Source organism: Rubripirellula amarantea (assembly GCF_007859865.1).
GTDB classification, from domain to species: domain Bacteria; phylum Planctomycetota; class Planctomycetia; order Pirellulales; family Pirellulaceae; genus Rubripirellula; species Rubripirellula amarantea.
The window spans coordinates 2,665,514-2,679,873 of sequence record NZ_SJPI01000001.1 but is presented as its reverse complement, the minus strand read 5'-3'; the positions used below and the strand labels follow the sequence as shown (position 1 = coordinate 2,679,873).

Sequence of the window (14,360 nt, the reverse complement as noted above, 5' to 3'; positions counted from 1 at the left end):
ATTCTTACGCGAGCTTCGACATGTCACGCACCCTTATCCGCAACGTTTCAGCCGTTTTGCCCGGCTCCACGGTCCTTTCCAATGTCCTCCTGGAAAATGGCAAGATCCTCGACGTGGCGGCCGACACACATGCGTCGGCCGACGAGTTGATTGACGGCAGCGGACTGCACTTGTTGCCAGGAGTGATCGATGACCAAGTTCATTTTCGCGAACCCGGTCTGACTCATAAAGAAGATCTTTCAACAGCCTCCCACGCCTGCGCTGCTGGTGGGACAACGTCGTTCTTGGAGATGCCCAACACCCAACCACCGGCTGTCACGATGGAAGGCGTGAAGGCAAAAGAGCAACTCGCCGCTGACAAGTCGCTTGTTAACTACGGCTTCTACATCGGTGCCACGCCTGACAACGTCGAAGAACTTCGTAAAGCAACGGATGTCCCCGGTATCAAGATTTTCATCGGCAGCAGCACTGGCAATCTCCTGGTCGATTCCCAAGAAGCACTCGAACGCATCTTTGCCGAAACCACGCTTCCCCTATGCGCGCACTGCGAAGACGAAGCCACCGTGCGAGCCAACGCGGAACGACTTAGCGGAACCACTGACATCGCAGACCACTCCCGGATTCGCGATCACAAAGCAGCGGTCATTGCTACCAAGCGAGCCATCGACTTGGCGACGCGACATAAGCACCGATTTCATGTGCTGCATGTATCCACCGCTGATGAACTTGATCTGCTGCGTGACACGGCTCCCTACCTGACTGCTGAAATTTGTTTGCATCACGTTTTCTTTAATGTTGACGATTACCCCCGGCTGGGAAGTCGCATTCAGATGAACCCGTCAATCAAGACAGCAGCCGACAATGCAGGCTTATGGCAAGGCCTACTCGACGGCACGATCCAGGTCATCGCGACTGACCACGCACCGCACACGCTCGAAGAAAAAGCACAGCCCTATCCGCAAAGCCCATCGGGTTTGCCCGCTGTCGAAAACTCGTTGGCCTTGATGCTCAATCAGGTCGTTGCGGGCAAGTGTTCTTTGCAGCAAGTTGCCTCTTGGATGAGTGACGCACCGGCACGAGTCTGGGGCATCATCGGCAAGGGCCGAATCGAAGCCGGCTACGATGCCGACTTGGTGCTGGTGGACCTCGACGAATCTCGCACGGTTCGCGACGAAGAACAACATACGAAAACAAAATGGAGTCCTTGGCACGGAGAAACCCTTACCGGGTGGCCTGTCACCACAATGGTCGGCGGCTCGGTCGTGTGGAGCAAACAATCGGGATTCAATGAATCTCACCGCGGCGCAAAACTTCGATTCGACCACTCGCGCGGTGGCTATTGGAATACACCGGATGGGATTGGAACCTAACCGTGATTGGCGATTGAATCCGATGCCGGTTCACGCCAGGACTAGCATCAAACCGATTCTGTGTCGCGTAGACTTTCGATTGCCAACAAAAAGGCGAGCTTCCATGACGCGACCGAGGACTCTTTGATGGCGATTTCACGAAGCTCTTGCTCCGTCACCCAAACCAGATCGGGGTTTTCGCAATCCGGTGCAAGAGGCTGATCGTGAACTCGAGTAAGCTCGCGAACGAGGTAACAATGAACTCGGCCAACGTAGCGATTCGGGTCCAGCACACTTTCCCCCAGACATCGCCACCACGCGGCCTGCATTCCGGTTTCCTCTAACAATTCTCGTTTGGCGGCATCAATCGGACTTTCATCTCGATCAACAGCACCGCCAACGGGCCCGTGAACGCAATCCGATATCGCGTACTTGTGATGGCGTAGAACTAAAAACTTTCCGTCGTTGCGCTGGCAAACCAAAAGCACCGCGTCCGAAGCGAGCACATATGCCCAATCGTCGACGATGTTGCCATCGGGCAGTTCTACCTTGTGATGCTGCAGTTCAACACGCGCGCTGCGATAGACAGACTCTTTCGCGAGCGTCTTGAACTCGCGAGGAAGCATCGACCCTGGTTTCTTATTCGACATCACATTGAAACGTCACACTGACATGCAGCGTTACGCCTTAACGGCCGTAGGGTACTTTGCCGTGTATTCTTCGTAGATCCAGTCATACGTGCGTTGCATGCCATCACGCAGCCGAATACCTGGGGCCCAGCCGAGTTCACGTTGAATCATCGTATTGTCGCTGTTGCGTCCGTTGACGCCCTTCGGTGCCGAAAGGTTGTAGTCGCGTTGAAGCTTGATGTCGGCGATGTCCTCCACGATGTCGACGAGACCATTGATCGTGACAAGTTCGTCCGAGCCAAGGTTAATCGGCTCGATGATGTCGCTGTTCATGATCTTGAGGATGCCATAAACGCAATCGTCGATGTACATGAAGCTGCGAGTTTGCTTTCCGTCGCCCCAGATCTCGATCTTGTGATCGCCAGATGTCTTTGCTTGGATGACCTTTCGACAAACCGCAGCAGGTGCTTTCTCGCGGCCACCTTCCCAGGTTCCATAGGGGCCATAAACGTTGTGGAATCGGGCAACACGAGTGTGAAGACCAAAGTCTTCGCGAAAGTGTCGGCACATCCGCTCGGAAAACAACTTTTCCCAACCGTAGCCATCTTCTGGCATTGCGGGATATGCATCTTCTTCCTTGAGTGCCGTCACGTTGGGATCACGTTGTTTGTCTGCGTTGTAGACGCAAGCTGAACTAGCGTAAAAGTACTTTTCGATGCCGTGGTCTCGTGCGGCGACCAATAGGTTCGTATTGATCAAGACCGTCAACATGCACAATGCCTTGTTGTTCTCGATGAACCCCATCCCGCCCATATCAGCGGCAAGGTTATAGACATCGTGAACTCCCTCGCATGAAGCTTGGGCGACATCCATGTTCGCTAAATCACCCACACGATTTTCGGCGCCTTCATGAACGAAGTACCATTGGTCCTGAGGCTTGATATCAACAACGCGGACGTGGTTGTTTGGATCTTTGAGCAGTTCTTTCGCGAGGTGCCCACCAATAAACCCTCCGCCGCCGGCAACAAGAATCGTTCGTTTCATGGTTCTCAAAAATTCAAAAGGAGAGTGAGTGAATGAAGTTCGATGCCCGCAAAGTAGTCTCCGCATCGGCAACGCCAAGTCGCAGCACGCAGCTCAACGGGAATCCGAACGTCATCCAATCGTTAGGAACGCCCCATTACGACTGTTCATAACACCGATTACCTGTGTGGTCAGTTCATTCAACAAGCCGAACTGAACCCGTTTACTCACCGAGTTCGCTGACGCGTGGGGGTTTGCTCGGTCGCGCGACTCGACGTTTCGCGATCATGAACGGACTGCCACTGCACCACCTTTTTTGCGCGGCATAGCAATAACAAACCTTGTCGAGATTCGGTGGTTACGGCTTTCTAAACCGCGTTGCTGAGACTAAATTTTTTTGCGAATTTTTCTTTGCTTGCTTAGCTCTTTTGCTGATTTTGCATCCCAGTTGGCTGCAGCAATCCTTGACACCAGGTCGATGAAAGACGAAACTACAGATGCTTTTGAGAAGCATTCTCAATAGCGAAGGTTTTGAGATCGGACTCCTTTCGCAGCATTACGCAAGAGATCACGTTCATGTCGGCCACCCTGACCCCCGCCACTTCGTTGATGACCTTGGACCAATTGGCTCCGGGACAATCAGCCCGAATCATCCGCATTGAAGGGGTCGACGGTATTTCGTCACGCCTTCGTGAGATGGGTTTCATTGCTGGCGAATTGGTCCAGTACATCCGTCGGGCACCGTTCAAGGGCCCAGTGAACTGCGGCGTCGCGGGTGCCCGCATTGCTGTTCGCGACGGCGAAGCCAGACGCGTTGAAGTCGAAGTGGTCGGTTAAGCGATCTTACCTTTCTGAGAATCTATCTCGCTCATGTCGTCGGCATCGTACGAATCTTCATCGCCGACCCACTCTACCGCTGACGACTTTCATTACCGCGTTGCGCTGGTGGGAAATCCCAACACTGGCAAAAGCACGCTGTTCAACGCGTTGGCGGGACTCAATGTTCGCACGGGCAACTATCCGGGTGTGACAATTGAAAAGAAGGTGGGTCACTGCCATGTTCCCACAACGGACGGGCGATCACTGCTGATTGACCTGATTGATTTGCCAGGCACTTATTCGCTGGCTCCGCGATCACCCGACGAGTTGGTCGCAGTGGAAGTTTTGACCGGCGAAGTTCCGGGTGAGCCCGAAGTCGACCTGATCGTTTGCGTGGTCAACGCGACGATGCTGCGACGCAATTTGTTCCTGGTTAGCCAAATCCTCGAACTGGGCAAGCCTGTTGTTCTGGCACTGAACATGATCGACGCGGCAACCTCCCGCGGGTTGTCAATCGACATCGAGCAATTGTCTCTGACGCTCGGCATCCCGGTGATCGCGACTTCAGCGTCTAAGCGAACGGGAATTTTGGAACTGAAAAGAGAAATCGCCGCTAGTTGCGAACGCGCGATGGACGGCGAGCGTCTTCAACGCTCGCAAGCATTGCCCGCGTCGTTTGTCACTGCTGTAGACGAACTGCAGGCCGCGATAGCGACTCACATCTCGGACTCCGACGATCAACCAAGTCGCTTCTTAGTTCAACGAGCGTTGATTGACCAAGGCGGAGCAGCAGAATCAGCGATCACCAAACGCCTGGGCAGCGAATTCGGGCAACGACTCAGTCGCATTCGCCAGGACTTGAAGATGTCCGTCAAAGAGAGCGGCGGCATTGACCTGATCGATCGAGAATGCGAAGCCCGCTATGACTGGGCAGCACGCACGTTGAATGGGGTGACAGAGCTGAAGTCGTCGCGAGGTTCATCATGGACCGATCGTATTGATGCGATGCTAACGCACCGATGGTTGGGATTGATCGGCTTCCTGTTGATCATGCTGGCGGTCTTTCAGTCCATCTATTCGTTTGCCTCGATCCCGATGGACTTGATCGACGGCGCCACGGGCTGGGCCTCGGACCTTATCAGCAGCGTGATGCCGCCTGGAATGTTGCGAAGCCTGATCGTCGACGGTGTGATCGCGGGCGTGGGCGGCGTCTTGATCTTCCTGCCACAAATCGCACTGTTGTTTTTGTTCTTGGCGATCTTGGAAGACTGCGGATACATGGCACGGGCCGCTTTTGTCGTCGACCGAATCATGTCGGCCTTTGGATTAAGCGGTAAATCGTTCCTACCGCTGATGAGTTCGTTTGCTTGTGCGGTTCCCGGCGTGATGGCAACTCGAGTGATTGAGAGTCCGCGAGATCGCCTGGCGACAATCATGGTGGCTCCGTTGATGAGCTGCAGTGCTCGGCTACCGGTGTACTTGCTGTTGATAGGAGCCTTCGTTCCAGCCACCGCTTGGCTTGGTGGCTGGGTGTCGTTACCCGCATTGGTTTTGATGGCGATGTACTGCGTCGGCATCGTCGTGGCCATTCCGGTGGCATGGATCCTGAAGAAGACGTTGCTAAGAGGTGAAGCGTCGCCGTTCGTCCTGGAGTTGCCTGAATACAAATGGCCGTCACTTCGAGTCGTTTTTGCGAGAGTCTGGCAGGCGAGCGTTGCTTTCGTTGTTCGCGCCGGCACGCTGATCTTTGCTGCTTCGATCTTGATCTGGTTTGCTGGTTATTGGCCAGGCGATCATACACGCCAGTTTGAACTGCAGAGTCAACTGGAATCGGGCATCGGAAACGCTGACGAAATCGAGACTCAATTGCAGGCCGAAAGCGCTCACTTAATTGAGAATAGTGCGTTGGGCATGACGGGTCATGCGATCGAACCCCTGGTCAAACCACTGGGTTGGGACTGGAAAATCGGAGTCGGTGCGGTGGCTAGCTTTCCGGCTCGGGAAGTGATCATTGCCACGCTGGGAACCATCTATTCGCTTGGCGGTGAAGAAGACGAAGAAGGCCTAATCGGTGCGATGCGCGCGGCCAAGCATCCCGACGGGTCACCCGTGTACACCTTGCCGGTGGCACTCTCGATCATGGTGTTCTTTGCCTTGTGTGCACAATGCGTTAGCACCTTGTTGGTGATCCGGCGTGAGACGAATTCATGGTTTTGGCCTATTCTTAGCTTCACTTACATGACCGTTCTGGCTTACGTTGGAGCGTTGGTGACCTATCAAACCTTTTCGCGGTTATTGTGAAATGTTGTCCTGGCAACCCATTATCGCAACGCTGATCGTCCTGGTCGCTGCCGCTTGGCTTTGCCGACGGATCTATCGAATCGTTCGCAGCGGTTCGCGAGACGGAGCCGGGCATGTGAGCAGTTGCGGTACGTGTAGCCGTAATCCCCAAGCTGCCGATACCAAACCCGTCGTATCCCTGGGGATGAAGTCGCCTAGTTCGCGGACTGATCCGGAATCTTGATAACCCGAATTAGCACGAACAATTGTTCGTTGGTTTGCTGAGCACTGCTGCCGGTCATCATCTTGGTCGCTAGTGCCGACGATTCTTGGATCGACGCTCGTCCGCCATCTTCGCTCTGCATGCGGTCCGCTGTGATCACCAGCAAATCGTTTTCTTGAGCGATCACGTCCAAGTCCAGTTCGCTGAGGGTCCAAACTTCGCGACGCCGATCGATCCGCATCGCTGAATCACTTCCCACCCAAGCTTGCTTCATTTCGCCGTACTGTACTTCGGGACGCAGTCTTAAGTGCAGTTGACGTTGCGGCGTTAGCTCCACTGGTTCAAGTGCGAAAAGGTACTGCGGATCTTGAACCGTTCTTCCAATCGTTTGTGAATCGATTCGCACGAGCGTTACGTGTTCACCCTCGTTCGGCTTGCCCACCGGCAATTCATAGCGGCGACCGATTCGCATGGGGATTCGTTCCACGCCCTCATTAACCCGGCTAGCTACCGAGGCGGACGATAAGAAGTCGTCGACCACATCGCTGGCCGGTGCCAAGGTTTTCAGTTGTTGTCGGAATCTCGCTTCATCGACAACGATGCCTGCTCTAAGGCCATTGGCAATGAATCCTTGACGCTGGCCGGGGTTGAGCGAAGTTTCATCCACCCAGCTCCATAGCACTTTCATTTGATCGCTGGTCAAAGACTCGAGATCTGTTTTGATGAACTCAGCTTCCAAAATCGCCTGACCCGACGAAGCATGGACAACTGAGGTTGATAGCCGAGCGGCTTGGCCATCGGCGTCTAGATTTTTCGAGATCAAAGACGACGATTCATTCCACGTCGCACACCCGGCACTCAAGGATGCGATCAGTACAACGCACCAGCCAACCCTGGGCAGATGGCAGCTCAGAAACTCCCACCAACGCTCACGAATCCTAGCGACTCTGCGAGCGCACCACCGTTGCGCTTGAGCTAAGGATCGTTCGGTAGGTGGCGGCTGACTCAAGTGATATCCGTTCTCTGGTCCATGGCAACAGTACAGTCATTTCCTTAAACCTTGTGGTTGGTAGAAGATCTGGACCTAACACGTCAAGGCCGACGACCTTAACTCAAAGTCTCTCTTGACTTTGTATCTGCGAAACGCCTACTTCTAAGGACATCATGAAGGCGGAGCAGCCCATTGCCGTGCGCCGCCCAGAGCGGTGGAGTCAACCGATGGACGAATTAATGTCCACTGCGGATATCTCTTGGCTGCGCACTCGCGAACCATTCGCATCGATGGACGAGTCGGCTTTTCCACGCAGCACCCCCATCGACGGCATCCTACGTTGTGACACAAAGCTGCATCGTTGTGACCCCGGCGAGATCATTGTTCGCGAAGGGGATTACGGCAACAGTGCATTTCTAGTCTTAGCGGGCGAAGTCAGCGTGGTCGTAGATTCGCTACCCCCGGAAAGCCTGGGACGCCACACCAACAAACCACTGTCGTGGATAGACGCGTTGGGTCAGTACCTGGGTCGCAGCTTCACCGGCAAGGGACTGACGGAAGCTCGCACCGAGTCACAAATCACGACGAATGTTACTGAGAGCAATTCTGATTCGAATCAGCAAGCGACGATCCGAGAGGTCGATGACCATCCGGCGATCTTCTTGCAGGACTTTGCTGCGGTGTTAAAAGGCGGAAACACGGTAACGCTTGGACCGGGTGAATTATTCGGTGAGGTCGCGGCCATGTACCGGTCACCGCGAACGGCGACGGTGGTCGCGAAATCCGAAGCAGCGTTACTCGAGATCCGTTGGCAAGGACTCAAGATCCTTCGTCGCGATCGAAAGTTTGCCGACTCGCTCGACAATCATTACCGAAGCCATTGGCTGTCTGTCCACCTTCGCGAACTTCCACTGCTTCGCCACGTCCCCGAAGAAAATCTGCAACGAGTCGCCCAGGCTACTCAGATGCGTTCGTTCGGTCGGATGGAATGGAATTCAGATTACAAAAAGACTCGCGAACTTCCCGTTCAAGAGCAAATCGCGTCCGAACCTTTGGTTGCAACCGAAGGTGCGATGCCAACTGACCTTGTGATTGTGCGAAGTGGGTTCGGCCGATTGTCGCAAGCTTACGGTGTTTCCGAGCGAACGACAGCTTACTTAGGCAAAGGACACGTATTTGGACTGGAAGAACTAGCGCACAACGTCGCTCGTCCAGAAGGCACGCCGCCGCAAACATTAAAGAACTCGCTTCGCGCCATTGGATTTCTCGATACGCTGCAAATTCCAGTTGAAACGTTTGCCACCGAAGTGATGCCGCACGTACGGCGAAGCGAACTGCCGGAACAAGTCGCGGATTGGTTGACGCAAGCTTCGCAGCCACCTAGCCAAGAACGTCGCCGTGTGACGCGAGACCGTCGGCGACGCGAGCGCGACGACGACAAAGCCTCGGCTGATTGGCAAGACTTACCGAGTTCATCGGGACAACAGTTTCAACCCACGGGACTGCTTGAGTTCATCGTTCAAAACCGTCTCAATAATGGTCGACAAGCGATGGTGATTGACCTGCACCGCTGTACCCGGTGCGATGACTGCGTCAAAGCGTGCGCGGCAACTCATGACGGAAATCCGCGTTTCATCCGCCAGGGAGTTTCGCACGAGCGTTTGCAGTTCACTCAGGCCTGCATGCAGTGCCAAGATCCGGTTTGCATGATCGGTTGCCCCACCGGCGCGATTTCTCGCAATCTGGAAACCGGAGTCGTGGGAATCCATGAATCGATCTGCGTGGGCTGCGGTACGTGCGCGTCAGCTTGCCCCTACGAAAACATCAACATGGTCGAAGTTCAAGACCGAACCGGCCGGCCGTTTGTAGACGTTAGCACCGGACGACCTATTCGCAAAGCAACCAAATGCGATATGTGCCAGGAATCGCCAAGCGGCCCCGCGTGTGCAGCAGCGTGTCCGCATGATGCGATGGTACGAATCGACCTGACGGAATCTAGCCCACTGCGAGAGTGGCTCGATCAACGAGGTGCCGCATGAGGAAGCTCTCCTTTCGGCAACGTCGAAATTACGCCGTCGCAACCACTTTGCTAGCCGTGCTGCTTTTTGCCGGCATCACCTGGGTGATACGATCACGATTGGGACATGCTTCGATCTTTACCGGGGCAACACTGCTGGTGTGCTTGCTGGGTCTGGTATTGATTGGCGTCCGACGCCGGTTGCCGATTCTGCCGCTGGGCAACGTCAGCACTTGGACCCAGGTGCATCTCTACACTGGTTTTTTCAGCAGCGCGATCTACTGGCTTCACGTTCCCAACTTGATTGGCGACGGGTTCTTTGAATGTGCGTTGTCTCTGTTTTTTCTAATTGTCACCCTCAGCGGATTCTATGGAATCTACGCTTCGCGAACTTTGCCAAAGCGGCTGACGAGCGTTCAAGGACAACATCGCTTTGATCGCGTCAGTTGGCATCGCGATCAGATATCCACAACAGCCCGTGGTTTGCTTGACGAATTAGGCGAAACCTCTGCTATTCGTGTGCTCGGTAATTTCTACACGAAGTACCTGCACCCGTTTTTCAATTCGCGTCCTTCGCTCACTTATGTGTTGGTGCCAACGGGTGTCAGACGAAGGCGATTGCTTAGTGGACTTCGCGAATTAGACCGCTACATGGAAACCGAAGGTCGATCCACATCCGGCAAGTTAGCCGCGTTAGTTCGACGACGTGATGATCTCGACTACCAATTTGCCTTGCAGTTGCGTTTGCGATTGTGGGTCGTCGTCCACAGTTTCCTGTCGATCGTGCTCGTCGTTGCAGCGATTGCCCACACCATCATTTCGCTCCGGTATTTGGGCTAGCCGTCATGCGTCGCGACGAACTTGATATCGCTCGTCCCTCGGGGCTGGACCGACCCAACGAACGTTGGATGTGTGGACACTCTGGCGAAGGCAGCACATCGAAATGCAGCTTTGGTCCCAATCAGCGTGGACGTTGTCCCTTGGCCGAAGCCTGTCGGCCCCGCCGCACGTGGGCAGGACGAAAGAAGCAAGTCGCGTTTCTAAGTTCGTTGTTGTTGGTCGCGATTGTCGTGGCAATGGCATGGTTGTCGGAACCGGCCAGCGTGATCAAACCGGGTGATTTGTCGTCCGCTCACGCCCAAATCCTGGAATCAACTTTAGAGACACAGCGATGTGCGTCCTGTCATGTTGATGTGAATGAACCGGGAACCTTCTCGCTCACCCAAGTGGCTTCCCATGTGATCGGCATGGGCGATAACGCAAGGTCTCAATCGCAGTTGTGCATGGATTGTCACCATGTGACGATCGATCGCGATACCGCAATGAAGGCTCACAACTTACCTATCAACCAGCGAGACCAGCTTCGTTTAGCATCAGCGACTTCCGGCACCTCCGATCGAAGTACCTCGTGGCACGACGCTCTGCCCTCACCAGCCGTCGATCAAGAGAACATCCAGTGCAGTGCATGTCATCGTGAACATCACGGGGCAGAGCACGACCTGAGACGACTTTCTGATGCCCAGTGCCAAACCTGTCATCAAGACCGATTTGGCGATTTCGCTTCCTCGCACCCTTCGTTCGGTGACTGGCCGTACGGGCGAGGAGGAAACATCGGCTTCGACCACCGAACTCACATGACCAAGCACTACCCCGCATCGTCTGGTGCGGGTGAATCATCGGGCATGACCTTTGACTGCAGCAAGTGTCACACGGTGGATGCGCTCGGGCAGGTGGCACGCACGGTCAGCTATGAAGCAGCCTGCGCGTCCTGTCATGATGACGGGCTGCGTTTGGAAGTATCCGAAGGTTTGGAACTACTCGCGTTGCCAACGATCCCCGAATCGGCAGCAAAGTCGATTGCAAATTGGCCCGAAGCGGCGACGGGTTTCTTCGACGGAAACGTATCCCCGCTAACGCGATTGTTGCTGCGGGGCGCCGACGACAAGGCAACAACCAAGGCGATCAACAGGCTTGCCGATGATGGGTTTGCCCGATTGAACCCCAACAATGATGGCGACATTGAGTTCGCGGCGACTGTGGCTGGTTCGCTTCGCGAACTGATGGAACGAATTTCGTTCGACGGACAAACCGCAATCGTAGATCGACTAGTCGCTTCGGGTATCAAACAAGAAACGGCCAACCACTTAGCTCAATCGTTTTCACCACAACTCGTTGACGGTGCCATCGAACGATGGTTCGGCGAACGATCCGCGTTCGCCCAGCGACGCCAGCAGGCCAGCGTGTTTCGAGCTGTCCAGTTCCAGAAACCGGGCGACGACGAGTTACTGGAACAAGATGACTTGCTCGCAGGTGACGACTTACTGGTCGGTAACGACTTACTCGGTGGTGATGATCCACTCGGTGGCGATGCCCTGCTCGGTGACGATCTGCTGGGTGACGATCTGCTGGGTGACGATCTGCTGGGTGATGACGATCTGCTGGGTGGCGATCCATTAGCCGTTCAGGATACCTCCGAGCCCAAATCGAAGAAGCGGTTTGATGCCGATCGAATGTTGAAATCAGGCGGTTGGTATCGCGACGACACTCGATTGGCGATCCGATATCGTGGTAGTGGTCATGCCGATCCCTCGCTCGTCGCCGTCATCGAAGCCGCGGCACAACTTGGCGGCTTGGACAAGTTCAACGTCCAGATGTTAGAGCACAAAGCGGTCAAGGCATGTCTACAGTGCCACGCGGGAGCAGCCTCCTATGCAGGACTTTGGAAATCCGAGCCACTGGTGGGTAGCCGCAGTCAGTTCACAAAGTTCTCGCATACTCCGCATTTGAACATCGCGTCATTGTCAGATTGCAAGGCTTGCCATCAAGTGCAATCGGGGTTGGATGTTAGCACGATTTCGAGCGAGTCCATCGCTGAATTTGTTCCGATCGAACAGCAAGATTGCGCAGCGTGTCACCATAAGAATGCCGCTAGCGATTCGTGCGTGGACTGCCATCGCTACCACATCTCGCCCTGACGACAAAAAATCGGCGCGGTACTGACAGATTCCTTCGCGGCGTGTGTGTAGATTGACGAAACGTAGATTTCGTCCTCTTTGTCGACAATTGTCCCAATGCCCGATCCGGAAACCCGCGCCAGCCTATTGCTGAAAATTCGCGACCCGCAGGATGCTACTGCGTGGCGAGAGTTTTCGGCGATGTATCGGCCCGTGGTCGAGCGAATGGCTCAACTGCGAGGAATGCAACCAGCAGACGCTGACGACTTGGCCCAACAAGTCTTGTTGGCAATCGCCAACGCCATCGAGCGTTTTGAACCGGACGACGACCGAGCCAAGTTTCGCACATGGCTAAGAACCATCGCGAGAAGAGCGATCATCAACGCGATGACCCGAGGGGTTCCAGATCGAGGGGCCGGCGGTAGCGAAATGATAGGACTGCTTCACGAACAACCCGCACCGGATGCGATGACCGAAACTTTGGATCTTGAGTACCGCCGCGAGATCTTCCGCGTCGCGGCTGACCAAATCCGCAATGACTTCCACGACGATACCTGGAATGCATTTTGGCAAACCACCGTCGAGGGAATCGACGTCGACCAAGTAGCCAAGCAACTCGGTCGATCTCGAGGCAGTGTCTACACCGCTCGCAGCCGTGTCATGCTTCGGCTGAAACAGAAAGTTCAAGAACTCGACATGGGGCTGAACTCATGAACCGTGCCAACACAGCCTGCCGTCCACAATTGATCGATGAGTTTCTTTCCGGAGACATCTCACCGGAGTTACTTATCGAACTCGAAGAACACTTGAACGAATGCCCCAAGTGCGACCAATCCTTGTTGGTGCGTACAGCAAATCCAGATCTTTGGGACGATGCCAAGAAGTTCCTTACCTCGAATGAACTCGAACGGGCAACCGCAGGTTGCACCATAGACGTCTCTAGCGTTCTCGACCCGACGGACGATCCCAACATGATGGGACGCTTCGGAGGATACGAGATCACGGGCGTGATCGGGCGCGGTGGCATGGGAGTTGTGTTGAAGGGGCACGATGTTTCGCTGGATCGATTCGTTGCCATCAAGCTTCTCAATCCGACCTACAGCAGCAATTCTGCGGCCCGAGTAAGGTTTGCTCGCGAGGCTCAAGCCGCAGCCGCAGTCGTTCACGATAACGTGATCGCGATCTACGGTGTTTCGGAGTGGAACGGTATTCCGTTTCTAGTCATGCCCTACATCAAAGGCGAATCGCTGCAGCAGCGTATCGACCGCACATCACCCATGTCGATCGAAAACACACTCGAAGTCAGTCTGCAAATCGCTCGGGGTCTCGCGGCGGCGCACGACCAGGGGTTGGTTCACCGCGACATCAAACCCGCGAACATCTTGATGCCCTCAAGCGTGTCGCGAGTGTTGATCACCGACTTTGGGCTTGCCCGAGCCGCCGACGATGCCAGCCTCACTTCCAGCGGCGTGATCGCTGGAACACCCCAGTACATGTCACCCGAACAATCGGCGGGCGAATCAGTTGATGCACGAACCGACTTGTTCAGCCTCGGCAGCGTGATGTTTGCGATGCAATGCGGGCATTCGCCGTTCCGCGCCGAAACATCGTACGGAACGCTGCACAAAGTCCGAACGCAGCAGCACCGTCAGCTATCGAAAATCAACAACCAGACGCCGTTATGGTTGGAACAGATCGTTGATCGACTGCTTGAGAAAGACCCCAATCATCGCTTCGCATCAGCAAGTGATCTCGCTGATCACTTAGAGGAGTGCTTGGCTCATATTCGCCAACCCGGCACGACCGTCCTGCCGGCTATTCAAACCAGGAAGACGCAGCGAAAGCGATTGCGATCGAGTTGGCTGTTCGCTGTTGCTGGCTTGATCGCATTGAGTGCGATTTCCTACTTCCTAATGCCGAGCCCCCCATCTATTCCAAGCACTGCGATTGAATCAACGGATTCGTCGGAACCGTCGCTTGCTTGGGAAGTCGATGACAGCGACCTGTTGAAGCTCGAGCTTGAACTGCAATCACTGATTCGAGAAACCGCAGTGGATTTCGACGATTGACTACCG

At 54.8% G+C, this 14,360-nt stretch carries 12 protein-coding genes; 9 read left to right on the top strand and 3 right to left on the bottom strand.

Annotation, left to right across the window (positions count from 1 at the left end; all coding sequences use genetic code 11):
- Nucleotides 1–20: 20 nt before the first annotated feature.
- On the top strand, nt 21–1,370 hold the full coding sequence (locus tag Pla22_RS09765) for a dihydroorotase (RefSeq protein WP_146514443.1): 1,350 nt from the start codon (nt 21–23) through the stop codon (nt 1,368–1,370).
- 47 nt (nt 1,371–1,417) lie between these two features.
- Here the strand turns inward: Pla22_RS09765 and Pla22_RS09760 are convergent, their stop codons facing one another.
- Together Pla22_RS09760 and Pla22_RS09755 are read right to left on the bottom strand one after the other, a co-directional pair.
- The gene (locus Pla22_RS09760) at nt 1,418–1,999 is read right to left on the bottom strand and encodes an NUDIX hydrolase (protein ID WP_146514442.1); all 582 of its coding nucleotides are present in this window, start codon (nt 1,997–1,999) and stop codon (nt 1,418–1,420) included.
- A gap of 30 nt (nt 2,000–2,029) precedes the next feature.
- Nucleotides 2,030–3,022 carry an NAD-dependent epimerase/dehydratase family protein gene (locus Pla22_RS09755; protein WP_146514441.1) on the bottom strand — a complete coding sequence of 331 codons (993 nt, stop codon included), beginning with the start codon at nt 3,020–3,022 and terminating at the stop codon, nt 2,030–2,032.
- 555 nt (nt 3,023–3,577) lie between these two features.
- Between Pla22_RS09755 and Pla22_RS09750 the strand changes: the two genes are divergently transcribed.
- From Pla22_RS09750 to Pla22_RS09740, 3 genes are read left to right on the top strand one after another with little or no spacing between them, the layout of a single operon-like run.
- A complete protein-coding gene (locus Pla22_RS09750; protein WP_146514440.1) occupies nt 3,578–3,838 on the top strand; it encodes a FeoA family protein in 261 nt (86 codons plus the stop codon).
- A 33-nt stretch (nt 3,839–3,871) separates the two neighbouring features.
- Entirely contained in the window at nt 3,872–6,121 is a 2,250-nt protein-coding gene (gene feoB / locus Pla22_RS09745) for a ferrous iron transport protein B (protein WP_146514439.1), read from the top strand.
- Between the two features lies 1 nt (nt 6,122).
- Complete coding sequence (locus Pla22_RS09740) at nt 6,123–6,344, top strand: hypothetical protein (protein ID WP_146514438.1); 222 nt, start codon at nt 6,123–6,125, stop codon at nt 6,342–6,344.
- On the opposite strand, the gene Pla22_RS09735 is transcribed toward Pla22_RS09740, so the two are convergent.
- Nucleotides 6,316–7,146 (bottom strand): hypothetical protein, encoded by an 831-nt coding sequence (locus Pla22_RS09735; RefSeq protein ID WP_146514437.1) that lies wholly within the window; start codon nt 7,144–7,146, stop codon nt 6,316–6,318. The two genes, Pla22_RS09740 and Pla22_RS09735, sit on opposite strands and share 29 nt — an antisense overlap.
- Before the next feature lie 395 nt (nt 7,147–7,541).
- Between Pla22_RS09735 and Pla22_RS09730 the strand changes: the two genes are divergently transcribed.
- The 5 genes from Pla22_RS09730 (at nt 7,542) to Pla22_RS09710 (ending at nt 14,354) form a co-directional block, all read left to right on the top strand.
- Nucleotides 7,542–9,353, top strand: coding sequence for a cyclic nucleotide-binding domain-containing protein (locus Pla22_RS09730; RefSeq protein ID WP_242631905.1), 1,812 nt, complete (start codon nt 7,542–7,544; stop codon nt 9,351–9,353).
- Nucleotides 9,350–10,171, top strand: a complete 822-nt coding sequence (locus Pla22_RS09725; RefSeq protein WP_146514435.1) for a hypothetical protein — start codon at nt 9,350–9,352, stop codon at nt 10,169–10,171. The genes Pla22_RS09730 and Pla22_RS09725 overlap by 4 nt, the downstream gene beginning before the upstream one ends.
- Nucleotides 10,172–10,176: 5 nt before the next feature.
- Entirely contained in the window at nt 10,177–12,306 is a 2,130-nt protein-coding gene (locus Pla22_RS09720; protein ID WP_146514434.1) for a cytochrome c3 family protein, read from the top strand.
- Nucleotides 12,307–12,384: 78 nt separating this feature from the next.
- Entirely contained in the window at nt 12,385–12,999 is a 615-nt protein-coding gene (locus Pla22_RS09715) for an RNA polymerase sigma factor (protein ID WP_207310327.1), read from the top strand.
- Nucleotides 12,996–14,354, top strand: coding sequence for a serine/threonine protein kinase (locus Pla22_RS09710; RefSeq protein ID WP_146514433.1), 1,359 nt, complete (start codon nt 12,996–12,998; stop codon nt 14,352–14,354). Before Pla22_RS09715 ends, Pla22_RS09710 begins: the two co-directional genes overlap by 4 nt.
- The last annotated feature ends 6 nt before the right edge of the window (nt 14,355–14,360 follow it).